Consider the following 22,302-nt stretch of genomic DNA (forward strand, 5'->3'; position numbering starts at 1 on the left):
ATTTTCGGCTTCTATCCACAATCTGCCCATTCCGCCTCCGTCGCCCCGCGCTCTCCCGCAGGCTGAGGGCAGGAGGCACCCCATGAACACTTCGACACACAACCAAACACTCGGCGCTCACGGCGAAGCGATCGCCGCCGCGTTCCTCGAAGAGCGCGGCTTCGTGATCCTCGACCGCAACTGGCGCAACCGCTACGGTGAGCTCGATCTGATCGCGCAGGAGGGGCGCGCACTCGTCGCCGTGGAGGTCAAAACACGCAGCGGCGACGGCTTCGGCAGCCCGCTCTCGGCGATCACCGCCCGCAAAGCAAGCCGGCTCAGACGACTCCTGCTCGACTGGGCTCGGGCCCACGACAGCCGCGCACCGGAAATGCGCATCGACGCCGTCAGCATCACCCTCTGCGGCGACAGCACGCCGCGTATCGACCACCTCAGGGGCATCCAGTGAACCGCGCGGTCTGCAGGGCAGCGGCGATCACCCTCACAGGGCTCCAGGGCACCGCGGTAATGGTCGAGGCCGCGGTCTCCCAGCAGATCCCCGGAATGGCGATCATCGGCCTTCCCGATGCCTCACTCGCCGAGGCGAAGCTGCGCGTGCGCTCGGCCACCGCACAACTCGGCATGCCCATTTCGGAGCGTTTCGTCACCGTGAACCTCAGCCCTGCCTCGCTGCCGAAGCAGGGATCCGGATTCGACCTCGCAATCGCGCTCGCAGCGCTCGCGGCGCTCGGGCACCTCCCCGCCGCCGAGCTGTCGCAGATCGCCCACCTCGGTGAACTCGGGCTCGACGGCGAACTGCGCAGGCCCGCCGGGCTTCTGCCCGCGGCCGTTGCGGCACGCGCCCTCGGCTTCCGCAGCGTCATGGTGCCTGAAACGTGCAGCGCCGAGGCCGCGCTCGTGCCCGACCTCGAAGTGATCGCCGTGCCCAACCTGGCCGCCGCGGTGGCCTGGTACCGAGGCGACCGCAGCAGCAGGCGCATCGCGGGCCGGCGCGGCGGCGAGCGCGACCCCGAATCGCTGGATATCGACGATTCCGCCCTCGACATCGCGGATGTCATCGGACAGCCCGAGGCGGTGGAGGCGCTCACCGTGGCCGCCGCCGGCCGACATCATCTCTCGTTGCTCGGGCCTCCCGGGGCGGGAAAGACGCTGCTCGCCTCACGTCTGCCCACGATCCTGCCCGATCTCACCGCGGCAGAATCGCTCACCGCCAGCAGCATCGCCGCCCTGGGTGGTGTGTCGCTGACCACCCTCGTGCGGCGGCCCCCGATGGAGTCGCCGCATCACACCGCGTCGAAGGTGGCGGTGATCGGAGGCGGTGACAGCGGCGGGGTGCGCCCCGGTGCCATCACACGGGCCTGCCATGGGGTGCTATTTCTCGATGAGGCATGCAATGGAAAGTACACCTAACCCTGAGGATAGCTCACGAGCTAATCTTCCGACACAGGATTCTGACTTGGTTCCTCCGAATGCGCCTGAGTGCCCTCATTGTGAGAGCCCGGTGATGATTCACTGGGCAGGGTGGTGGGAGTGCCCACGATGCGACGGTGTGCGACTTCCAGATGTAGAGCATCAGATACCTCTCGACGAGTAATCAGCTCACACCATCGAGGCGTTTAGAGGCTTCGAGCAGGGCAACGCCGGTCCTTCCTCAAGTTTGATTACTCGATGCGGGAGTGGTCCGGGTTTGAAGCTGAGGCATTCTTGAACACAGGCGTTCCGTCGAATTCCCAATCCGAGAAAATATCCGCCTTCATGCTGGTGAGTTCTGGTTCTGGAAGCTCGTCCGGTACGAAGGCTTCATCGTCAGGATGGAAGTAGATGTACTCGCGAGCGTTGTAGATGATGTTGTGGTTAAAGAACCGCTCTAATACGGCTGAACCTGCTTGGATGCGATCAGCTTTACCCTCAATGATCCCTTGTCGCAGCCGATCGACATACTCTTCATCGAAGTCTCTGATCATCGGCATGGGATCTGACATCAGGAGCCCGCAACGGCGCGAGAGCGGGAAGGTGATTCCCCATGCGGTTTGGAACCCTACTCCCATCCAAGGTTCTTCGTCTTCATGCGGTACTAGCGTTACTGGAGCGTCGCTCGTGAGAAGAGCCCGTCTCTTGAACTGCACAACCGACCATGGACGCATGAAGATGTACTGCGTGATCTCCTGCGCAGTGTTCACCATGTGTTCGATTTGCTGCCTGTTCGAGAGCTTGATCGGTGGGCCGCCTGGCTGGGTGGCTTCCTCCCATATACGTTCCGCTTGTTCCTCGGTTGGTTCGAAGCCCAGATGTTTCTTGACCCATCTGGGCACGTTCGCCCGCCCGCCCATATCGACTTCGGCGCGCACCATATGAGCCTGTAACTGGTCAATAGTTCGTCTGGTTTCAGGGCCTCGGACAGACTGCAGCGCAATGAAGTACGACAGCGCGTAACGGTCTTCTTCGGAAATCGGAAGCTCGCCATTGATCAGACGCCGGATGATGCCGATGGCCTGCCCTTCAAGTTCGCTCAGGTTCTTCTCGAACCCGTCCGGTTCAAGCGCATCGTTCAAAGTGTGGAAATGCGATTGAGCTGCGATGTTCCGGGTATTTGAGATGAACGACTTGCGGTTCTGGTCAAGCGGACGCACACCGATCCGATTCTGATCAGTCGCGAAACCACGAAGATAGCCCTGCGGAACGTAATGATGCAGCTTCGCCGTGTTGCCTTTAGCCATACCATTGATCCTCCCAGGCACCTCAGACACTGAGAAGTTGCCGGGTTCCGCCGACATACATTTGCAGGGCTTCAGCGTTTCGGTTCGACGACTAGTCGTTCAGCTACCGGGGCTCGGCCTGGAACAACCTCAATGCGGTGAACCACGCGTCGTAAGAAGGTGCGCCGCTCCATAAGCGACAGGCTCGGCCGCGAGGCACGGTTGCGGGGTGGGCCGCATCTTCAAGCGTAGAGCTGACCTCGGACGTTGAGATCGGTAACACCCTGTCCATGTCTGGCTCAGCCGCCGAGAGACCCTGCGCCTTACGGTCTCCTACCCGACGCTCGCGTTCTCAGAAATGTGCAAACTTATCTCAGACCTTAATACCGACCGGCACGGTAGGAGGCAGGTCAGAAAGGTATTCACGCAGATGGGTGGCATACTCCACCAAGTGCATGGTCAGGTTGCCTTTCTTGCAAGCGCTCTCAACCTTGCCACTCACATCATGACCGACTTTCCCCCAAAGGCAGATAACAACAGCATTTTTCGGAAGACCGCCAATTTTGGCGTCGATGTTTCTTGCCTTTTTGTTGCGTTCACTAGGCAGCCATTCTAAGTGTCCACGGTCAACCCCGACCTCGTCGACGAGACAGTCGATAACGCGGCTTTCAATCTGGCCTCCTATTATGAGCATCCGCTTGTTTCGGTACCACCTGCGTCTTTGCTCCAAGAGTTCGGCTTGGCTAGGGAGAGAGGGATTCAGGTGAACAACGACCTTGCTAGGAGGAGGAGGAGTCAGCCCGACGCTCTCGAGCTTGTTAGGCCAGAAAGCTTCGTCTGTTCCTAAGAAGTAGCCTGCTTCATCCCCGACTGCAAACAGAGAGTTAATCAAATGAGCCTTGGCTTGCTCCGAACCACCATAGATCTCTGACGTCTGCACTCCAATAGGGACAGGCGTATCTCCATTCACCACTTCACGCGTCAGCAGACTTCCAATCTGCTCACCTATCTCCTTCTGAAGCAAGTTAGGTATGCCGAGATCTCTCTGGTAGAACTTCTGGCTGATCAGTTGCCAGGTTGAGGCTTCGAGCGCCGTTCTGCGATCTTCTAGCCATCGCATGAGTCGCGTCCACTCTTCCATTGTGGTTAGGTCCAGAAGTAACGATGGGTCAAGTATTACCTTGGCGTTCATTTTGACTTCGCAAGGGCCTTAGCGATGGCTTCTACGATGTATCTTGAATCTCGCTCTTGTTCGTCAAAAAACCCAGTCGGCCACTCCTCAAAGTCTCCTAGTTCCGACAAGCCGAGAGACCTAACATTGGTTACGCCCGCCTCTCGCTCTGCGAACTGAACTTCGAGCTGGCCAGGTTCGACCTTACCTTCAGCAATCCTCCTGCGTATGCGTGTCACGAGATACTCGCTGTGAGTCTCAATCACATACTGCACATCAGGCCTAGAGAAGAGAAAAAAGTCCGCTAGCTTCGATTGCACACTCGGGTGCAAATGCAGTTCCGGTTGCTCGATAAGAACCAGAGATTCGGGTGGAACAGAGAGACCCGCGACCACAATGGGAAGAAGCTGGCTTGCTCCGACCCCGATCATGGTCAGGTCACGTGGCTTGCCTTCGACTGTGAGAGTCACGCCACGACCGAGCTTGCCTTGATCAATGACCTCAATGGCTTCGCCGATACCAAGATAGTTGCACCAGGAAGACACCGCGTCCGGCAAAGTGTCCCGAGCATCGCGTCCAGCTGGTGTCCGATACTGAACTCTTGTGTCTTTCTCACGAGTGAGCACGTCGGCAGTAAGCTCCCCGCGTCTCCCAACAGGAAGTGAGTTCACGCGCTCATCCCAAACCCCATGCACCACCTTCGGTTCATCGCGGAGTGGCCCCAGGTACCTAAGATCATTCCCAAATCTACTGATCGCCGTGGCGATCTCGCCAAGGGTATGAAGCTGAGTTTCTGTTCTTTGTTCTATCGCCCGCTCTACAAGACCATCGCGACCGATCCGTCTCCTGCGCATTTGCGACGGGCGGAGATAGTTGTGACTAACACCGATAATGGCCCAACCATGCTGTGCTCTATGCTCCGTTAAAAGTTCCTTCAATACGTCAGCTTGATGTCCCGTAAGTTTCTCAAAGTCATTTGGTCCCCAGTTATCAAGATGACTGGACGAAGCGTTTCCCGAATTGGGTTCAGCGTGTTTTCCAATCGCCTTGAGGAAATCCTTCTTAGTCACGAAGTTGACCACGTCGTAGTAAAACTCGTATGTCAATGCTTCAGAAGGGTTGATCCCCCGAAGCACACGCTTCAGTTCTGACTTAATGCGTGACTCGTGCAAGTGAACAGCCAAAGCAACCGGACGAAGGCCTACACATCCCAGGTACATTCTGTTGGGAGCACGTTTCCCTCCGAGGTGGGTGATCCTCAAGAAAGTGATATCATCATTTCCCCAACTGTCAGAGAGATACGTTGCATCGCTTTGACTCACGTTTGACGACGTGGCGACGAGAGAGAAATCGACATTCTCTCCTGTGATTTCAAAGTTTGATGGGATGAGCGTCGAACCTGACGCCTCTGGTCGCAAGGACACAGACACCTGGACCGTGGTCTGAGAAATCTCCGCAGTCGGGTTGATGCTACTTTCAGCATCTATTTCGACGCCAAACCCGATCTCAATGGTCTTCTGGCCATCGCGCAGCACATCTTTTGGTTCCCCCAGGCGAACTAGCTGACCGTTGAGAACAATGGCTCCACCCCTGCTAGCCGACTGGCCGGTCATGAGAATCGATTGAAGGACAGACGATTTGCCTGAGCTGTTTGCCCCAGCTAGCACAGTTAGATCCGGAAAGCTCAACCGTGCGGCCCCCAGTGATTTGAAATCAGCAACAGACCAGGAAATCACAGAGGTCAAGAAAAACTCGTTTCAGATTCGAAATGGAATCCCACTGGTAGGACGGATTGCTTCTGAGTGTACTTTCGGTCCTTGCTGTGAGGCAACAGAACCAGTGTTCGGTTCACGTGCGGGGATGCGTCGAGTTGTGGGAGCGTCGTCATCAAGCCTCAGATTTGCACGGCACATAGGAGCAGTGCAGTTCAACTACGTGGGATCTCTCGCGCACCTCGGTGAAGCAGCAACCGCTTCCGCCTGGTCTACTCACTCTCTGGAGCAGTGCATCGTGGTGTAACAGTCATCTCTGGTGACGAGGCTCCTGAGTTTCCGAGTTCGGTGCTCGATGCGCTGCGGCAGCCGCTCGAATCCGGGTGCATCGAGATTCACCGTGCCCGCGTGCACACGGTGCTGCCTGCGCGCACCCAGCTGGTGCTCGCATCGAATCCCTGCCCATGCGGCAACGCGGGGGCGCGTGACACCGCCTCGGAGTGTCGGTGCTCCCCCAGCCGGCGCGTGAAGTATCTGCAGCGCATCTCCGGCCCGCTCAACGACCGCATCGATCTGCGGCTGACGGTGCAGCGCGTTCCGAGCGCGCTGCTCGCCGACACCGGTGCAACTCGTCCGTCAAGCACTGTTGTGCGGCAGCGGGTGACCTTGGCGCGCGAGGCCGCCGCCGCCCGTTTGAACGGCACACCGTGGCACACGAATGCCGAGGTGCCGGGCAGCTGGCTGCGTGGGCCGGCTGTGCGATTGCCCCGGGCAGACACCGCGGTGCTCGATCAGGCCTATGCCCGGGGCGCATTGACGCTGCGGGGCTACGATCGCGTGCTGCGCGTGGCCTGGAGCGTCGCCGATCTCTCGGGCCGTCAGCGCCCGGGGCGCGAGGAGATCGCTCAGGCTCTCGCGATGCGGGGCGGTGATCCCCGGTGAGCCCCGGCGATTCAGAGGCCCGTGGGCTGCTCGGGGTCGACGGCGAGGTGCGCGAACGCTTGGCCCGGCTGGTGCCCGCAACAGCTGCAGTGATCCGCACCCCCAACAGCAATAGCGGCGGCGGATCGGGCGCGGCCAGCGACGGGATCGGTGCTGACGCCGACGCCGCGCTGTTCGCCCGCGTGGTCTGGGCTCGGTTGGTGGAGCCAGGCGATGCTATTGCGGGCAGTCTCGTATCGGCACTCGGCGCAGTGGGTGCGCTCGGGCTGCTGCTCAGCGGTGCTGCGGCGAGCCAAGCCCGCGATGCGGCGATCGCGGAGGGCGGGGTCGAGCTTGAGCGAGAAGCGGTGGCACAGGCGTTCGCGCGGTGGCGGTTGCGCCTCGACCGCGCTGCGAGCCTCGGTGATCTCGACCGCGCCATTGCCGCGGGAATACGGCTCGTGGCACCGGGGTCGGCGCATTGGCCGAGCGCGCTCGACGACCTGGGCGCGCACGCCCCGCTGCTGCTCTGGGTGCGGGGTGAGGTCACTGCACTCTCGGCGTTCTCGGTCGCTGTCGTGGGCGCTCGGGCTTGCACGGGCTACGGGGCCGGTGTCACCGCAGAGCTCACCGAGGCGCTGTGCTCGGCGGGCGCGGCGATCGTCTCCGGGGCCGCCTACGGCATCGATGCCGTCGCGCACCGCACCGCGTTCGCTCTCGGCTCCCCCACTATCGCGGTGCTCGCGGGCGGAGCGGATCGGGTCTACCCGAGCTCGCATGGCCCGCTGCTCGCCAGCATTACCGAAGCGGGAGCTGTCTGCTCCGAAATGGTGCCGGGTGCTGCGCCCACGCGATGGCGCTTTTTGCAGCGCAATCGCACAATCGCCGCGCTCGCCAGTGCCACGCTCGTCACCGAGGCCGGAGTGCGGTCAGGCTCGCTCAACACCGCCGGGCACGCAGCCGCACTGGGGCGCCCGCTCGGAGCGGTGCCCGGCCCCGTCACGAGCTCGGCCTCGGCGGGGTGCCATCGACTGATCCGTGACTACGACGCCGCGCTCGTGACCAGCGGTGCGGATGCCAGAGAGTTCGCGGGGCTGGACTGGGAGCCTGCACTGTTCGCAGCAGCAGTGGGGCCGCCGCACGTCTCGAAAGCGGCGGGGCCGCCGCACGGCTCGACAGCAGGGATGCCAGAGATGCCGATGTCACCGGGGGCATCAGAGGCATCAGCACCGTCGCAGTCACCGGAGCCGTCGCGTCCGAGCAGCGGCTCACCACTTTCATCTGGCTCCGCCACGCAGCGGCCATTCGATGCCTCTCGCCAGCCTTCTCTGCATCGGCGAGTCCTCGACGCCCTTCCTTTGCGAGGAGCACGCGGACTCCTGGAGATCGCTCGTCTGGCAGGCATCGACGCGCGGGAGGCTCGCGGTGCACTCGCTGAACTGGAACTGCTCAGAACAGTGGAGCGCCGCGAAACGCCGGACGGGTCGGCTCCGCAGTGGGCGCTGCAGCGGCGAGAATGAGCGTATGGAGTTGGCGGCAGCGATCGAACAGTTCATCGCAGCAGTGCGCCTCGAATATGGCTACTCCGAGCACACAGTGCGCGCCTACCAGCGCGATCTGCGCAGCTTCTGCGATTTCGCGGAAGAGTCCGGCGCCCACACGCTCGCCGCGTGCGACCTCGAACTCATGCGCGGGTGGCTCTGGCAACGCCAGCAGCACGGGCTCGCCGCGAGCACGCTCGCCCGCAACGTGGCAACGCTCAAGTCGTTCGGATCCTGGCTGGAACGCCGCCGCCTCGCCCCCGGCAGCCCCGCCTCGCGTCTGCGCGCGCCGAAGAGCCGTCGTGAACTCCCCCGGGTGCTCGCCGATGAGCAGATCACCCGCATCCTCGACCGTGCCGCCAGACTCGCCGAGAGCGGCGACCCCGATCAGCTGCGCGACCACGCCGTGCTCGAACTGCTCTACGCGTCAGCACTGCGGGTTTCAGAGCTCTGCGCGCTCGATCTCGTCGGCGTCGACAGACGTGAACGCACCGTGCGGGTGCTGGGCAAAGGCGGCAAGGAGCGCGTGGTGCCGCTCGGCGCCCCGGCGGCGAGCGCGCTTGGCAGCTATCTCGAAACCGGGCGCCCAGCGCTCGCAGCGCGCGCCGAACAGCCCGACACCACCGCCTGCTTTCTCAGCCGGAGAGGCGCACGGCTGGGGAGCAACGCCGTCTACCGTCTGGTCGCGCGCGAGCTCGAACGTGAACCGGGAGGCGGGCCCCGCGGCCCTCACACTCTGCGGCACACCGCCGCTACGCACCTGCTGAACGGAGGTGCCGATCTGCGTGTGGTGCAAGAACTGCTCGGCCATTCCAGTCTCGCCAGCACGCAGGTCTACACCCACGTCTCCACGGAACGGCTCGCGGAGAGCTACCGCCAGGCCCACCCCCGCGCCTGAAAGACATGGTGAGCGAAGCATCTCCGCTCCGCCCGCAGGGGTAGCCTGCGGGTGCCACTTGCAGGGGCTGCCTGCAGGTGCCTCAGCAGAGGTCGAAAGCGAGATCGAAAGCGAGATCGAAAGCGAGGTCGCAGGCGAGGATGCACGATCACCAGGGCAACAGCTCCGGCCGACTGCGGAAGTAGCGCAACGGATTCACGTACTCGCCTCCCACCCGCACCCCCAGGTGCACGCACTCCTGCTGGCAATGACCGCCGCCCGACACCTCGCCGAGCAGGGCACCGGCGGCCACCCTCTCTCCCGCCACAAACCCGCTGCGCACGGGCTCCAAAGAGTAGACGATCCCGTCACCCGCCCGCACCGAGACCACTGGCCGATCCACTACTGTGCCCGAGAAGATCACCGTTCCTGAGGTCGGCGCCACCACAGTCATTCCCACGGCAGCGGCGAGATCGATGCCCCGATGGCCAGAGCCGTAGCGGTGTGGCGGGGGCCGGTACGGGCCCGTCACCTCCAGGGACCCGAATGGTGGAATCCAGAGCGTCGGTGCACGCGCATTCCAGACTGCGGGCGCACCGCCACTGTGCACGACCGATGTTTCGAGTGTCGGCCCGCCCGCGCCCGCGCTCATGGAAAGCAGGGGAAGCGCGAGAAGCACTGCGAGTGAACGAGCGAGGAGAATCATGCTCCGACTCTCGCACTCCGCTCGGGCCAGCGAGACCGTGCGCCGAGATCTGTGGATAACCAGGCCATCTGGCACGCGCCTGCGTGGTTGTGAGCGGAGTCTCCGCCACACCAACGGTTGTTACTCGTCGAGCGACAGCTCCTGCGGCAGTTTGAACTCGCGAGCTGAGAGTTCTTCGACATTCACGTCTTTGAAGGTGAGCACTCGCACCGACTTCACGAAGCGGTCGGAACGGTAGACATCCCACACCCAGACATCGCTCATCGACAGCTCGAAGTAGAAATCACTGCCGGCGTCTTGCCGCTTCAGGTCGACCTCGTTGGCAAGGTAGAAACGGCGCTCGGTCTCGACGACATAGCGGAACTGGCTGGCGATGTCGCGGTACTCGCGGAACAGCGACAGCTCGGCCTCGCGCTCGTAATCGTCTAGCTCGTCCTCGTTCATCCCTCCCATCCTACGCGGTCTTGGCGGGTGCCCTGATCCAGCTTCCCGATGGGCGCGCCAGGGTTGACTTATTCGAACATATGTTCGAATATTGCTGCATGAATCCCGCCGCGACCGTTCGCTCGCTGCAGCAGCGCATCACCGAGATGCAGCCCCTGCGGCTCGACGATCGCGCCCTCCCCACTACCCCGGGCTTGCGTCCCCTCCTGCCGGGCGGGGCTCTGAGCAAAGGGGCCAGCTATGCGGTGCACGGGTCGATGCAACTCGCGCTCTCACTGTTGGCCGAGGCCTCTTCAGCAGGATCATGGTGCGGGGTGATCGGCTGCCCTGGGTTCGGCGCCGAGGCGGCAGCCTCGTTAGGTGTTGCGCTCGACCGTTGCGTACTCGTCCCTGATCCGGGAGCTGACACCATGGGGATCGTCGGAGCACTGAGCGAGGTGCTCACCGTGGTGCTGCTGCGCCCGCCGTCGCGCGTGCGGCCTGGCGAGGTCGAGCGCATCTCGGCCAAGCTGCGCGAGCACGGTTCCGCACTGGTCGCGATGGGCGACTGGCCTCGGCCCGAGAGCACACTCAGGGTGACCGAGTCGCGGTGGGGCGGGCTCGGCGAGGGTCACGGTCTGCTCAATGAGCGCGAGCTCACCGTGCAGACGCTCGATCGACGGGGCCCGGCTCGCCACACCGTACGGTTCGCGGGCGGCGCCGTAGCTGATCCTGCCCTTCCCGAGATCCGCAGGCTGGTGCCGCGATGAACGCCGCTGTCGATCGGGCGGCGCCTGGCACCGCAGAGCGAATCATCGTCTTCTGGGTTCCCGACTGGCCGGTGCACGCCTACCTGCGCGAACTGCAGGGCACCGCGCAGGAACCACCACCCTCCCCCGCCATCGCACTGATCGCGAACCGGCGGGTGGCCGCATGCTCGGAGGCCGCTCGCGCGGAGGGTGTGCGGATCGGCCTGCGGGAGACCGAAGCCCAGTCACGCTGCCCGTCACTCGTGGTCACGCCGCATGATGCCGAGGTCGATGAGCGCCGCTTCGCCCCCGTGCTCGCCGCAATCGAACAGCTCATCCCTGGGGTCGAGCCCATTCGAGCGGGCCTCTGCACGATGCGCGCCCGTGGTGCGGCGAGATACTACGGGGGCGAGCAGCCTGCGGCCGAAGCCGTGCTGAAGCTCGCCGCGCAGCTGGGGCTGCCGGGGGCGCGCATCGGAATCGCCGATGGCCGCTTCGCTGCAGAGCAAGCAGCGCGCGCGGCCGCCACCGAGCCGGGCCTCTTGGCACCCTCCGAGGGGGTCCGCATCGTGCCGGCTGCAGCCGCAGCAGCATTCCTCAGCGGGCTTCCCGTGGCCCGCGCCGCCGACCCTGCCTTCACCGAGGTGCTGCACGGCCTCGGCATCCGCACGCTCGGGGCACTGGCGGCACTGCCAGAGGACGCGGTGCGGCAGCGCTTCGGGCCGCAGGGCGTCGCCGCCCACAGGCGGGCTTCAGCCGCAGGCCCACAGCACGGCTCAGAGCTGCGGCCACGCACACCGGTGCGCGAGCTCTCCGTGGAGCTCGCGCTGGAACCTCCCGTCGCACACGCGGAGCAGCTGGCCTTCGCGTGCATGACCCTCGCCGAACGCTTCATATCGGGGCTCGCCGAGGAACGCCTCGTCTGCACCGCGCTGCGCGTCGAGCTCACCGACGACATCGGTGTCAGACACGAACGGGTGTGGGCCCACCCGCATCGCTTCACCCCGGCCGACGCCGTCAATCGGGTGCGGTGGCAGCTGGCCGCGATGCCCACCGCACCTGAGGGCGCCGAGCACGGCCGAGAGGGTGCCGGGATCGGCCATGTGCGTCTGTCACCGGTACACACCGACCGCGCCGCCGCGCACGAACCCGGGCTCTGGAGCACTGAGCCAGACACCCGCGTGCACCATCACCTCAGCAGAGTGCAGAGTCGGCTCGGACACACGAGCGTGGGCACGATCGCCCTCACCGGCGGCCGCCTGCTCACCGACAGGCAGAGCTTCATCCCGTGGAGCACCGACAGGCCAGGGCGGCGTGGGGCGCGCGGATCCGCTGCCGATCCCTGGCCAGGCTCGATCCCGGGGCCTGCGCCGACCCTCGTCTTCCCCGCGCCGCTTCCCGCAGAGCTTGTCGACGACACCGGCAGTGCCGTGGGTGTCGACGATGAAGATCTGCTCACCGCCAGACCGACTCAATTGCGGGTGAACAGCACTGCCCTCTCAGCGCTCGTCTGCGGCTGGTCGCCGCTCTGGCCTCTACGAGAACAGTGGTGGCGAGGGTCGCCCCCACGATTCCGGCTGCAACTGCAGCTCAGCGACGGAGACGCCTGGCTGCTGCTGCACGAGGGTGGGCGCTGGCACGCGGAGGGAAGGTACGACTGATGAAGTGGCAGAACTCACCCCTGCCCTGGCAGGAGTTCGAGCGGCGACTCTCGGGCCGAACCCCAGCCCAGCCCTCGGCTGGGGCGACGCCGACAGCCACCGCAGACAGCGCACCAGCGGCCGGTGCACCAGCCCCGCCAGGGCAGCCAAGGCATGCACCGCAGCAGCGCAGCTCACCGGCTGTGCCGCAGCAGCGCAGCTCGCCGGCTGTGCCGTACGTCGAACTGCACGCACACTCCCACTACAGCTTCCTCGACGGCGCGTCGTCGCCGGAACAGCTCATCGAAGAAGCCGCACGGCTCGAACTCACGGGTCTCGCGATCACCGACCACGACGGCCTCTACGGCGCGGCGCGCTTCGCGGAGGCCGCCGAAGCGCAGGCCAGACAAGACGCTGCGGCCCGCGAGGAACAGCCAGAACAAGCTCAACAAGCTCAACAAGCTCAACATGCTCAACATGCTCAACAAGCTGCACGATCCCCGCTCCTCACCGTCTACGGCGCCGAGCTCTCCCTGGGGCTCGACGTGCCCCAACTTGGGGCTGCCGACCCCGCGGGCACCCACCTGCTGGTGCTCGCCCGCGGCCCAGAGGGATATCACCGGCTTGCCGGAGCGATCACCGAAGCCCAGCTCGCCGGCGGCGAGAAGGGCCGCCCGGTCTACGATCTGGAGGCACTCGCTGAGGCTGGGCGGGGCTACTGGGCGATCCTCACAGGCTGCCGCAAGGGTGCCGTGCGTCGCGCGCTCGGCTCCGCGCCCGCCGCGATCCCGCCGCACCGGGTCGACGACACCGCCGCCCTGGCAGAACTCGATCGTCTCACTGCACTCTTCGGCTCCGACAGCGTGTATGTCGAGCTGACGCACCACGGGCACCCCGGCGACGACCCCCTGAACGACAGACTCGCAGCGCTTGCCGCGCAGCGCGGCCTCCCCACTGTCGTCACCGGCAATGTGCACTACGCCTCCCGCACCCACGCTCCCCTCGCCGAAGCGATGGCCGCGGTGCGTGCCAGGCGCAGCCTCGACGAACTCGATCCGCACCTGCCGGCCACCGGGGCCGCCCATCTGCGCAGCGGCGCCGCGATGATGCGCCGCTTCGCCAAGCACGCCGACGCCGTTGCACGCACGGTGCCGCTCGCACAAGAACTCGCGTTCCCACTCAGGGCCGCACGACCCCGGCTCCCGCAGCTCAACCTTCCCGCTGGCAGCACGCAGATGAGCTGGCTGCGCAGCCTCGTGTGGGCGGGCGCCGAACGCCGCTACGGCCTGCCCTTGCCCGAGAGCCATCGCAGCAGAATCGAGCAAGAGCTCGCCGTCATCGAGCAGAAAGACTTCCCCGGCTATTTCCTCATCGTGCACGACCTCGTGCGTGAGGCGCGCGAGCGGGGCATCCTGTGCCAGGGGCGCGGATCGGCCGCGGGTTCTGCCGTCTGCTATGTCCTGGGCATCACCGCGGTCGACGCCATACGCTACAACCTGCCGTTCGAGCGATTCCTGTCGAGCCTGCGCGACGAAGAGCCAGACATCGACGTCGACTTCGACTCCGAGCGGCGCGAAGAGATCATCCAGTACGTCTACGAGAAGTACGGCAGACGCAATGCGGCGCAGGTCGCGAACGTGATCAGCTACCGTCCCAAGGCCGCGATCCGCGACGCCGCCAAAGCGCTCGGCTACAGCGCGGGCCAGCAGCGAGCCTGGACCAAAGCCCTGGAGCGCTGGAGCGGTATCGATGACGATCCCGCGAGCCCGATCCCGCCACCCGTGCAGCAGCTGGCCAGGCAGTTCATGCGCGCACCGCGCCACCTCGGCATCCACTCGGGCGGCATGGTGCTGACCGAGCGCCCCGTGGGCGAGGTCTGCCCCATCGAGCACGCACGCATGCCGGGCCGCACGGTGCTGCAGTGGGACAAAGACAGCTGCGAGACGATGGGCCTCGTCAAGTTCGATCTCCTCGGTCTCGGCATGCTGAGCGCGCTACAGAAGACCATGGACATCATCGCAGCGCACACGGGCGAAGAGTGGACCTTCGACACCATCCCCAAGGAAGAGCCAGGCGTCTACGACATGCTGTGCCGCGCCGACGCGGTCGGCGTGTTCCAGGTGGAGAGCCGCGCACAGCTGAACACCCTGCCGCGGCTTCTGCCCCGCCGGTTCTACGACCTCGTGATCGAAATCGCGCTCATCCGCCCCGGGCCGATCCAGGGCGGAGCCGTGCACCCTTACCTGCGACGCAGGAGCGGTGAAGAGGCCGTGAGCTACCCTCATCCCAAACTCAAACCGGTGCTCGAACGCACCCTGGGCGTGCCGATCTTCCAAGAACAGCTCATGCAGATGGCCGTCGCCGTCGGCAACTGCTCAGGCGAAGACGCCGACCTGCTGCGCCGCTCCATGGGGTCGAAGCGCGGACAGGAGCGCATGGACAGCCTGAAGGCGAAACTCTTCGCCGGAATGCGCGAGAACGGCATCGGCGATGACGATGCGCAGCGCCTCTACGAGCAGATCGAAGCCTTCGCCAGTTTCGGCTTCGCCGAAAGCCACTCGCTCAGCTTCGCGCTGCTCGTCTACATCAGTTCGTGGTGCAAACTGCACTACCCCGCAGCATTCCTCGCCGGGCTGCTGCGCTCGCAACCGATGGGGTTCTACTCCCCCCGCGAACTCGTGCAGGATGCACGGCGTCACGGCGTCACCGTGCTGCCTCCCGATGTGCAGTATTCGGAGGCACAGGCCGATCTCGAAGCCCTCACGCGCCCCGATCAGGCCCGCGGCTCCGGCTCCGGCTCCGGTTCCGGTTCCGGCTCCGGCTCCGGCTCCGGCTCCGGCTCCGGCTCCGGCTCCGAAGCCTGTCTTGCGCATATCCAGCCGCCTGTGGGAGATTTCGTCGCGGGATCCCCCGACACGAGCGGCACCCACCGCCGCGACGGCCCCTTCGCGGTGCGTTTGGGTCTCACCGGAATTCGGGGTATCGAAGCCGAAACCGCCGAGCGCATCGCCCGAGCACGCAAGCAGGCGCCCTTCGTCGACCTGGCCGATCTCGCCAGGCGGGCAGACCTCGACCACAGCAGAATCGAAGCCTTGGCCTCAGCGGGCGCGTGCGAGAGCCTCGGCATCGGCCGTCGAGAAGCGCTCTGGGCGGCCGCACCGGCCGCTGATAACCGGGAACGATTCCTGCCAGGCATCGCCGTGCACGTGCAGCCGCCGTTGCTGCCCGTACTGGCACCCGCCGAACAGACCGCACTCGACATGTGGAGCACCGGCATTCCGCTCGCGATGCACCCACTCGCCCTACTGCGCGACTCGCTCGATGCGCGCGGCGTGGTGCGTTCGGATCGGCTGCGGCTCACCCGTCCAGGATCGATCGTCGAGGTGGCAGGCCTGGTGACGCACCGACAGCGCCCGGGCACCGCCGGCGGCATCGTCTTCGTGACGCTTGAAGACGAAGCCGGCAGCGTCAACGTGGTGACCTGGCGCGACGTCTGGCTGCGCAACAGACTCGTAGCGCGCTCTGCTCCTGCGCTCGTGATCCGCGGCGCGGTCGAACGTTCGCCCGAGGGGGTGATCAATGTCATCGCAGAGTCCTTCGAACCACTGGCGGCACCCGCAGGAATCACGTCCCGAGATTTCCGTTAGCGGCGTACACGGTGCCCGCAGAGGTGGCGCGTCACCGGCTATGCTGACGGCGTGCACACGTCAACGGCTCTCCTCACCGATCACTACGAGCTCACGATGGTCGACGCCGCACTGCAGGCCGGCACGGCCCACCGCGGCAGCGTCTTCGAGCTCTTCGCACGGCGCCTCTCGGGTGCGCGCCGCTACGGCGTGGTCGCGGGCACCGGCCGCCTGCTCGACGCCATCGAACGTTTCCGCTTCGGCGACGCCGAACTCGAGTTCCTGCGCGAGCGGGGCATCGTGAGCCCCGCCACCCTCGACTGGCTGAGCAACTTCCGCTTCTCGGGCGATATCTGGGGCTACCCCGAGGGCGAGGTCTTCTTCCCAGGATCCCCCGTCATCACCGTCGAATCGAGCTTCGCCGAGGGTGTCCTGCTCGAAACCCTCGCACTCAGCATCCTCAACGCGGATTCCGCGGTCGCCACCGCGGCGTCCCGCATGAGCCACGCATCGGCAGGCAAACCGCTCGCCGAAATGGGATCGCGGCGCACCGGCGAGTACAGCGCTGTTGCCGCTGCCCGATCCGCCTATCTCGCAGGGTTCAGCGCGACCTCCAACCTCGAAGCCGGGCGCAGCTACGGCATCCCCACAATGGGCACCGCAGCCCACAGCTTCACCCTGCTGCACGACAGCGAACGGCAGGCCTTCGAAGCGCAGATCGCCGCTCTCGGCACTGACACGACACTGCTCGTCGACACCTACGACATCGAGCAGGGCGTGCGCACCGCCATCGAGGTCGCAGGCCCAGAGCTCGGCGCTGTGCGCATCGACTCCGGCGACCTGCCCATCGTCGTCGCGCAGGTGCGTCGACTGCTCGACGAACTGGGCGCTACGCGCACCCGCATCACGGTCACGAACGACCTCGACGAGCACACTGTCGCCACGCTCGCCGCATCACCCGTCGACAGCTTCGGGGTGGGCACCTCGGTCGTCGTCGGATCGGGCACCCCCACGATGGGCATGGTGTACAAGCTTGTGGCGCACGAGAACGAGTCTGGCGAGTGGATCGCGGTCGCCAAGAAGTCGGCGGAGAAAGCCTCCGTCGGCGGGCGCAAGAGCGTGCGCCGATGCTACGACGCGCGCGGCACCGCCACTGCCGAACTCATTCTGCTCGGCGACGGCCCCGGCGGCGAGCCTGAGGGCGAAGACCTCGCGGGCGCGACTCGCGAGGTGCTCGCACCGCTCGTGCGCTCGGGCGAGATTCTGCCCGAGCACGTAGGCGCCGAGGGGCTTGCTGCCGCCCGCGAGCGGCACCGCATCCGCGTCGCAGAGCTGCCGCCTGTTGCCCTGAGCCTCACGCGGGGCGACCCCGCGATCCCCACTGAATACCGCTGATCCACACGCATCACGCGAGCCGCACCACCAGCACGGTCAGCGCACATCCACACACACGAACAGGCCGCCGGTATCGATGACACCGGCGGCCTGTTCGCGTGTGGGCCGACTGAACTCCATCACCGGCGCGACGTCGGTGCCGCGGCATCAGCCGCGGCACCGACCACGCAAGCGCTACTTCTTCATGCGCTCGTAGACCTTCTTGCAGTCGGGGCACACCGGAAACTTCTCGGGGTCGCGGGAGGGAGTCCACTTCTTGCCGCAGAGCGCGCGCACCGGCTTCCCGGTCACGGCAGATTCGAGGATCTTGTCTTTAGGCACGTAGTGGGAGAAGCGCTCGTGGTCGCCGTCTTCGATCTGCGAGTCTTCCAGCAGCTTTTCAAGCTCGCGATCGAGCACATCGGTGCCGCCGCCAACGGTTTCGGGATCACGACGCGAGAACATACCCATGCTCTGATTGTACCTCGGGGCACCGCCGCGCGTTAGTCGAAGATCTGGGTGACGGCGATGAGTTCGGGGCCGCTGCGATCGAAAAGTCGACCACCGATGGCCACGCCGAGCAACAGCACGATCACCCCGTAGCCGATGCCGAAGCCGAGCGCCCACATGTTGCTCCCGAACTCGACGTTCACGATCGCGATGATCGCGTACCAGACGGGTGCCACGACGAGCAGCAGTGCAAGGATCATCGACAGCGTCTGCGCGAGGCCGGATCCCGAGCCCGACCACTGCGGCTGCGAGAAGGGGCTGTCACCGGGCCGGGTCGCCGGGTACGGCATCAGCACAGAGAAGACGCTCGACACCGCACAGGCCACGAGCAGCACGGAGATGTTCATACCGATCACAGCGGGCAGCACTCGCCACTCGCCGAGGATCGTCACGGTAATGCTGGATCCGATGAGAGCGAGCGGCAGACCGATCATGAGTACCGGGGCAAGACGCCCGGCTCGATCCGCCCAGCCTCGAATGCCGCTGGCAACATGCTCCCAGATCGCCGTCGAGTCCATGGAGACGTCGTTGTGCTGCGACCAGCCCAGCAGGAACAGGATCACGGGCAGCGGTACGAGCGCGAGGGGGCGCAGGTCTGCTCCGGCGACGGCGAAGGCGATGAGCATCACGACCGGCGCGACCGGGATCGCGAACAGCGCAACGCGGTAGCGGGGGTCGCGCGCCCAGTAGGTGAGCTGGCGCGCAGCGATCACCTGTGCGGGTCGCGCCGAGAAGCGTTCGAACCAGCCGAGGCCTGCGCGTGCCGTATCGGGGGCTAGCGGGCGATCAATGCGCTCGTTGGAGAGGCGCACGAGCGGGAACCACGCCAGCAGCAGCAGGAGGATCGCGGCCACCACGACAGCCAGGTGCAAAAGGGCCCCGCTGTGGTCGCCTGTCGCTGCAAGAGCCATCGCCCCGAACGGCGCGCCGAACGGTGTCCAGGCCACAGCTGCAGCGGTGCTCGCTGCAGCTGCTGTGCCGTCGGCCCCGAATGCGGTTGCGGCGGCGAACACGGCAACGGGCAAGAAGGCGACGAAGAGCACGACGCCCACGGTGCGGATCGTACCGGCGTTACGGGCTCCGGCAAGGAGTTTGGAGAGCGCCGACACCACGCGCACGGCGCAGAGGGCGAGCAGCGCTGCGAGCACTAGGGCGGCGGGCGCAATCCACCCGGCCTGCAGCCATTCGGGCCGCACCACGGTGAGTGCGGTCAGCCAGCTCAGCAGCAGCAGGAAGGGCCAGGTCGCGATCGAGGTCACGAGCAGTGCCACGCCGATCGCTCCGTTCCCGACGGGGAACTGCGCGAACTGACGGGGTTCGAGGTTGCGCCGGTTCTCGAAGAACGGCACCACGAACGCGGCGCCCAGCACGATGGCACCAATGATGGTGTCGACGGTCGCGCGCTCCTGCCCCGAGGGCAGCAGACGCGCGGGTGCCACGGCGAGCAGCACAGCGGCGGCACCAAGCAGAGCGTAGAGCAGCCCGGTTCGCAAGCCCTTCGCGGCCGAGCCTCGGAATGCGCCGCCGAGCAGCGCTACTCGGAGTCGGAAGAGCCGTGCAACCATTCGAGCCCCTTCCTGGCGTCGCTCATGCCTGTGAGTTTGGTGAAGCGTTCTTCGAGGCTGAGGCCGTCGCGCACGGCGTCGACGGTGCCCTGCGCGATGACGCTGCCGTCGACAATGATCGAGACGTGGTCGCACACGCGCTGGATGAGATCGAGGCTGTGGCTCGACATTACGACGCTGCCGCCGCCTGCGACGAACTTCTCGAGAATGTCGGTGACGTTCGATGCCGAGACGGGGTCGATCGCTTCGAAGGGTTCGTCGAGCACGAGCACCTCGGGTGCGTGAATCATGGAGCATGCCAGTGCGATCTTCTTCTGCATGCCTGCCGAGTAGTCGGAGACAAGGCGCCCCAGGGCTGATTCAAGACCGAAGGCCTCGGCAAGCTCAGCCGAACGCTGCGCGACCACGCCCTCTGCAACCCCGTGCAGCACCCCGCAGTAGTAGAGCAGCTGCGCTCCGGTGAGGCGATCGAACAGACGCAGCCGATCCGGAAGCGTGCCGATGAGGCGTTTCGCCGCGGGACCATCGCTCCACACATCCACATCGCGCACGCTCACTCGACCGGAGGTGGGGCGCAGCAGGCCACTGATCATTGACAGCGTGGTGGTCTTGCCCGCACCATTGGGGCCGACGACCCCGGTGAAGGAGCCCGCGTGCACCTCGATGGACACCTCGTTAGCGGCGACGAGCGAGCCGTAAGTTTTCGTGAGCATCTCGGTGCGCAGCACGATGGGATTCTGCTCGGCCAGCCGGCCGCGCTCCCTGGCGCGCACCACCGAGGGCACTGGCACTTGAATACGGCCGGTGCGTGGGGCCGCAGCGGCCGCGGCCGGTGTGTGATTTTCAGCTGCCCGAGGGGGTGCGGATCCACCTTCGGCGTCGCTATTCGCCCGGCTCGATCGCACCCGCGGGGCACCCCCGGCGAGTGCCGATTCGGTGCTGAGCTCTTCGCCCTGCCCGCCAACCTCGCGAGTTTCCCTCAAAACCGGTTCACCCGACCTCGAGCTCTCTTCAGGCTCGGAAACAGGCTCGGTCGAAGGCGATACGGGCGGCACCTGTCCAATTTATCAAATCCTCGCCGCGCCGGTGGCCGCCCCGCCGGGCTGCCAAAGGGGCATGATTCGGCGAGCGCAGCAGACCTCAGAAGCCGCGGCTGCCGAAGGCTCAGGGAAAACCGGGCAGAATGGCTGTGTGACATTTTCCTCCGAGTCCCGAACGGCGCGCAAGCGTGCGTGGTCGTCGCTGTGGCTGCTGACCAGGCGCGACCTCAAAGTGCGCTACTCCACGTCCCTGCTGGGGTATCTGTGGTCAGTGCTCGATCCGCTGCTGATGAGCCTCATCTACTGGTTCATCTTCACGCAGGTGTTCAGCCGTTCGGTCGGCGAGGCCCCCTACATCGTCTTCCTACTCACGGCCTTGCTGCCCTGGGTGTGGTTCAACGGTGCGGTATCTGATTCGACGCGCGCATTCCTGCGCGATGTGAAGCTGGTGCGTTCGGTGGCGCTCCCCCGTTGGATCTGGGTGGGGCGAATCGTCTGCTCGAAGGGTGTCGAGTTTCTGCTGAGCCTGCCGGTGCTGATCGTGTTCGCGATCGCCTCGGGGGCCACTGTGGGCTGGCAGATCGCGCTGTTCCCTCTGGCCGTGCTGATGCTCGCAACGCTCACGCTCGGGATCGGCCTGCTGGTGTCGCCGCTGGTGGTGTTCTTCCGCGATTTCGAGCGGGCCACGAAGCTGATCCTGCGCGTGCTCTTCTATGCTTCGCCGATCATCTACGGCGCGGCAGACCTCCCCGATTTCGCCCGCCCGCTGGCGTGGCTCAACCCGCTTTCGGGTATCTTCGCGCTATTCCGTGCCGGGTTCTTCCCCGACCAGCTCGATTGGGGTCTCGTCGGCGCCTCGGCTGTGGGCACCGTAGTCTTCCTCGTGGTCGGCGCGCTCGTGTTCCGACGCTCCGTCGGCGGCGTCTTGAAGGAGCTGTAATCGATGTACGAATTCGACAAGACCACCGAGCGCGACAGTTCCGCAGACGCTTCCCCCATCATCTCCGTGCAGGGGCTCGGCGTGCGCTTCCGCCGCAACAAGGGATCCCGCCGCAGCTTCAAGGATCTCTTCTCGGGGAGTTCGCGTCGCAGCCGTCCCGGTGAGTTCTGGGCGCTGCGAAACGTGTCGTTCGAGGTGCGCCCTGGTGAGGCGATCGGAGTCGTCGGTCGCAACGGCCAGGGCAAGTCAACGCTGCTCAAGCTCGTCGCAGGCGTGCTGCTGCCCGACGAGGGTTCGGTCACGGTGCACGGCGGCGTGGCCCCCCTCATCGAGATCACCGGCGGCTTCGTCGGCGACCTCACCGTGCGCGACAATGTCACACTCGCGGCGGGTCTGCACGGGCTCAGCCGGCAGGAGATCGCGGCACGCTTCGACAACATCATCGATTTCGCCGGTGCCGAAGATGTGATCGACACCCCTTTCAAGCATCTGTCGAGCGGCATGAAGGTGCGCGTCGCGTTCTCCGTGGTGTCGCAGCTCGATGAGCCGGTGCTGCTCGTCGACGAGGTGCTCGCAGTGGGCGACCGTGCGTTCCGGGCGAAATGCTACCGACGCATCGAAGAGTTGCTCGCCCAGGGCAAGACGCTCTTCCTGGTCTCGCACAAGGAGGGCGATCTGCGGCGCTTCTGCACCCGCGGCCTCTACCTCGACCGCGGCCGGCTGGCGCTCGACGCGCCCATCGCGGAGGTGCTGGATCGCTACAACAGCGACCACCCCGTGAACGACTAGGGCCGGAGCTAAGTTCAGCCCC

The 22,302-nt window shown here is 65.4% G+C and carries 19 protein-coding genes; 11 read left to right on the forward strand and 8 right to left on the reverse strand.

Features of this window, described 5'->3' with window-relative positions; all coding sequences use genetic code 11:
• The first annotated feature begins 82 nt into the window (after window positions 1-82).
• Together WFI54_RS02600 and WFI54_RS02605 are read left to right on the forward strand one after the other, a co-directional pair.
• On the forward strand, window positions 83-448 hold the full coding sequence (locus WFI54_RS02600) for a YraN family protein (RefSeq protein WP_336651233.1): 366 nt from the start codon (window positions 83-85) through the stop codon (window positions 446-448).
• Window positions 445-1,410 carry an ATP-binding protein gene (locus WFI54_RS02605; RefSeq protein WP_336651234.1) on the forward strand — a complete coding sequence of 322 codons (966 nt, stop codon included), beginning with the start codon at window positions 445-447 and terminating at the stop codon, window positions 1,408-1,410. Before WFI54_RS02600 ends, WFI54_RS02605 begins: the two co-directional genes overlap by 4 nt.
• 251 nt (window positions 1,411-1,661) lie before the next feature.
• On the opposite strand, the gene WFI54_RS02610 is transcribed toward WFI54_RS02605, so the two are convergent.
• The 3 genes from WFI54_RS02610 to WFI54_RS02620 form a co-directional block, all read right to left on the reverse strand.
• Window positions 1,662-2,717 carry a DUF4238 domain-containing protein gene (locus WFI54_RS02610; protein WP_336651235.1) on the reverse strand — a complete coding sequence of 352 codons (1,056 nt, stop codon included), beginning with the start codon at window positions 2,715-2,717 and terminating at the stop codon, window positions 1,662-1,664.
• Window positions 2,718-3,069: 352 nt separating this feature from the next.
• The gene (locus tag WFI54_RS02615; RefSeq protein ID WP_336651236.1) at window positions 3,070-3,888 is read right to left on the reverse strand and encodes a hypothetical protein; all 819 of its coding nucleotides are present in this window, start codon (window positions 3,886-3,888) and stop codon (window positions 3,070-3,072) included.
• Window positions 3,885-5,603, reverse strand: a complete 1,719-nt coding sequence (locus tag WFI54_RS02620) for an AAA family ATPase (protein ID WP_336651646.1) — start codon at window positions 5,601-5,603, stop codon at window positions 3,885-3,887. The genes WFI54_RS02615 and WFI54_RS02620 overlap by 4 nt, the downstream gene beginning before the upstream one ends.
• Window positions 5,604-5,870: 267 nt before the next feature.
• Here WFI54_RS02620 and WFI54_RS02625 point away from each other — a divergent pair, with 267 nt between their 5' ends.
• The 3 genes from WFI54_RS02625 to WFI54_RS02635 are packed head-to-tail and all read left to right on the forward strand — an operon-like array spanning window position 5,871 to window position 8,939.
• Window positions 5,871-6,521 (forward strand): ATP-binding protein, encoded by a 651-nt coding sequence (locus tag WFI54_RS02625; protein WP_336651237.1) that lies wholly within the window; start codon window positions 5,871-5,873, stop codon window positions 6,519-6,521.
• Window positions 6,518-8,020 (forward strand): DNA-processing protein DprA, encoded by a 1,503-nt coding sequence (gene dprA, locus WFI54_RS02630; protein WP_336651238.1) that lies wholly within the window; start codon window positions 6,518-6,520, stop codon window positions 8,018-8,020. Before WFI54_RS02625 ends, dprA begins: the two co-directional genes overlap by 4 nt.
• A 4-nt stretch (window positions 8,021-8,024) precedes the next feature.
• Window positions 8,025-8,939: a tyrosine recombinase gene (locus tag WFI54_RS02635; RefSeq protein ID WP_336651239.1), complete on the forward strand. Its 915-nt coding sequence runs from the start codon at window positions 8,025-8,027 to the stop codon at window positions 8,937-8,939.
• Between the two features lie 148 nt (window positions 8,940-9,087).
• Here the strand turns inward: WFI54_RS02635 and WFI54_RS02640 are convergent, their stop codons facing one another.
• Complete coding sequence (locus WFI54_RS02640) at window positions 9,088-9,624, reverse strand: murein hydrolase activator EnvC family protein (RefSeq protein ID WP_336651240.1); 537 nt, start codon at window positions 9,622-9,624, stop codon at window positions 9,088-9,090.
• Window positions 9,625-9,744: 120 nt separating this feature from the next.
• The gene (locus WFI54_RS02645; protein WP_017884881.1) at window positions 9,745-10,068 is read right to left on the reverse strand and encodes a DUF2469 domain-containing protein; all 324 of its coding nucleotides are present in this window, start codon (window positions 10,066-10,068) and stop codon (window positions 9,745-9,747) included.
• Between the two features lie 98 nt (window positions 10,069-10,166).
• Between WFI54_RS02645 and WFI54_RS02650 the strand changes: the two genes are divergently transcribed.
• From WFI54_RS02650 to WFI54_RS02665, 4 genes are read left to right on the forward strand one after another with little or no spacing between them, the layout of a single operon-like run.
• The gene (locus tag WFI54_RS02650; protein WP_336651241.1) at window positions 10,167-10,817 is read left to right on the forward strand and encodes a hypothetical protein; all 651 of its coding nucleotides are present in this window, start codon (window positions 10,167-10,169) and stop codon (window positions 10,815-10,817) included.
• Window positions 10,814-12,457 carry a DNA polymerase Y family protein gene (locus tag WFI54_RS02655; RefSeq protein WP_336651242.1) on the forward strand — a complete coding sequence of 548 codons (1,644 nt, stop codon included), beginning with the start codon at window positions 10,814-10,816 and terminating at the stop codon, window positions 12,455-12,457. The genes WFI54_RS02650 and WFI54_RS02655 overlap by 4 nt, the downstream gene beginning before the upstream one ends.
• The gene (locus WFI54_RS02660; RefSeq protein ID WP_336651243.1) at window positions 12,457-16,083 is read left to right on the forward strand and encodes an error-prone DNA polymerase; all 3,627 of its coding nucleotides are present in this window, start codon (window positions 12,457-12,459) and stop codon (window positions 16,081-16,083) included. The genes WFI54_RS02655 and WFI54_RS02660 overlap by 1 nt, the downstream gene beginning before the upstream one ends.
• 51 nt (window positions 16,084-16,134) lie before the next feature.
• On the forward strand, window positions 16,135-17,457 hold the full coding sequence (locus WFI54_RS02665; RefSeq protein ID WP_336651244.1) for a nicotinate phosphoribosyltransferase: 1,323 nt from the start codon (window positions 16,135-16,137) through the stop codon (window positions 17,455-17,457).
• A gap of 174 nt (window positions 17,458-17,631) precedes the next feature.
• On the opposite strand, the gene WFI54_RS02670 is transcribed toward WFI54_RS02665, so the two are convergent.
• The 3 genes from WFI54_RS02670 to WFI54_RS02680 are packed head-to-tail and all read right to left on the reverse strand — an operon-like array spanning window position 17,632 to window position 20,239.
• A complete protein-coding gene (locus WFI54_RS02670; RefSeq protein WP_336651245.1) occupies window positions 17,632-17,907 on the reverse strand; it encodes a DUF3039 domain-containing protein in 276 nt (91 codons plus the stop codon).
• Window positions 17,908-17,939: 32 nt separating this feature from the next.
• Entirely contained in the window at window positions 17,940-19,511 is a 1,572-nt protein-coding gene (locus WFI54_RS02675; protein WP_336651246.1) for a hypothetical protein, read from the reverse strand.
• The gene (locus tag WFI54_RS02680; protein WP_336651247.1) at window positions 19,481-20,239 is read right to left on the reverse strand and encodes an ABC transporter ATP-binding protein; all 759 of its coding nucleotides are present in this window, start codon (window positions 20,237-20,239) and stop codon (window positions 19,481-19,483) included. Before WFI54_RS02680 ends, WFI54_RS02675 begins: the two co-directional genes overlap by 31 nt.
• A gap of 463 nt (window positions 20,240-20,702) precedes the next feature.
• On the opposite strand from WFI54_RS02680, the gene WFI54_RS02685 reads away from it, so the two are divergent.
• Window positions 20,703-21,491, forward strand: coding sequence for an ABC transporter permease (locus tag WFI54_RS02685; RefSeq protein ID WP_336651248.1), 789 nt, complete (start codon window positions 20,703-20,705; stop codon window positions 21,489-21,491).
• A gap of 3 nt (window positions 21,492-21,494) precedes the next feature.
• Window positions 21,495-22,280, forward strand: coding sequence for an ABC transporter ATP-binding protein (locus WFI54_RS02690; protein ID WP_336651249.1), 786 nt, complete (start codon window positions 21,495-21,497; stop codon window positions 22,278-22,280).
• Window positions 22,281-22,302: the final 22 nt, after the last annotated feature.

Origin of the sequence: Leucobacter sp. MMO-125 (assembly GCF_037148395.1) — a bacterium.
Lineage (GTDB): Bacteria > Actinomycetota > Actinomycetes > Actinomycetales > Microbacteriaceae > Leucobacter.

What these genes read in the sequence shown, in the direction of transcription:
- WFI54_RS02600 (WP_336651233.1), top strand. Translation starts at nt 83, where the DNA reads ATGAACACTTCGACACACAACCAAACACTCGGCGCTCACGGCGAAGCG.
- WFI54_RS02645 (WP_017884881.1), bottom strand. Translation starts at nt 10,068, where the DNA reads ATGAACGAGGACGAGCTAGACGATTACGAGCGCGAGGCCGAGCTGTCG.
- WFI54_RS02615 (WP_336651236.1), bottom strand. Translation starts at nt 3,888, where the DNA reads ATGAACGCCAAGGTAATACTTGACCCATCGTTACTTCTGGACCTAACC.
- WFI54_RS02670 (WP_336651245.1), bottom strand. Translation starts at nt 17,907, where the DNA reads ATGGGTATGTTCTCGCGTCGTGATCCCGAAACCGTTGGCGGCGGCACC.
- WFI54_RS02610 (WP_336651235.1), bottom strand. Translation starts at nt 2,717, where the DNA reads ATGGCTAAAGGCAACACGGCGAAGCTGCATCATTACGTTCCGCAGGGC.
- WFI54_RS02675 (WP_336651246.1), bottom strand. Translation starts at nt 19,511, where the DNA reads ATGGTTGCACGGCTCTTCCGACTCCGAGTAGCGCTGCTCGGCGGCGCA.
- WFI54_RS02655 (WP_336651242.1), top strand. Translation starts at nt 10,814, where the DNA reads ATGAACGCCGCTGTCGATCGGGCGGCGCCTGGCACCGCAGAGCGAATC.
- WFI54_RS02690 (WP_336651249.1), top strand. Translation starts at nt 21,495, where the DNA reads ATGTACGAATTCGACAAGACCACCGAGCGCGACAGTTCCGCAGACGCT.
- WFI54_RS02650 (WP_336651241.1), top strand. Translation starts at nt 10,167, where the DNA reads ATGAATCCCGCCGCGACCGTTCGCTCGCTGCAGCAGCGCATCACCGAG.
- WFI54_RS02660 (WP_336651243.1), top strand. Translation starts at nt 12,457, where the DNA reads ATGAAGTGGCAGAACTCACCCCTGCCCTGGCAGGAGTTCGAGCGGCGA.
- WFI54_RS02640 (WP_336651240.1), bottom strand. Translation starts at nt 9,624, where the DNA reads ATGATTCTCCTCGCTCGTTCACTCGCAGTGCTTCTCGCGCTTCCCCTG.
- WFI54_RS02635 (WP_336651239.1), top strand. Translation starts at nt 8,025, where the DNA reads ATGGAGTTGGCGGCAGCGATCGAACAGTTCATCGCAGCAGTGCGCCTC.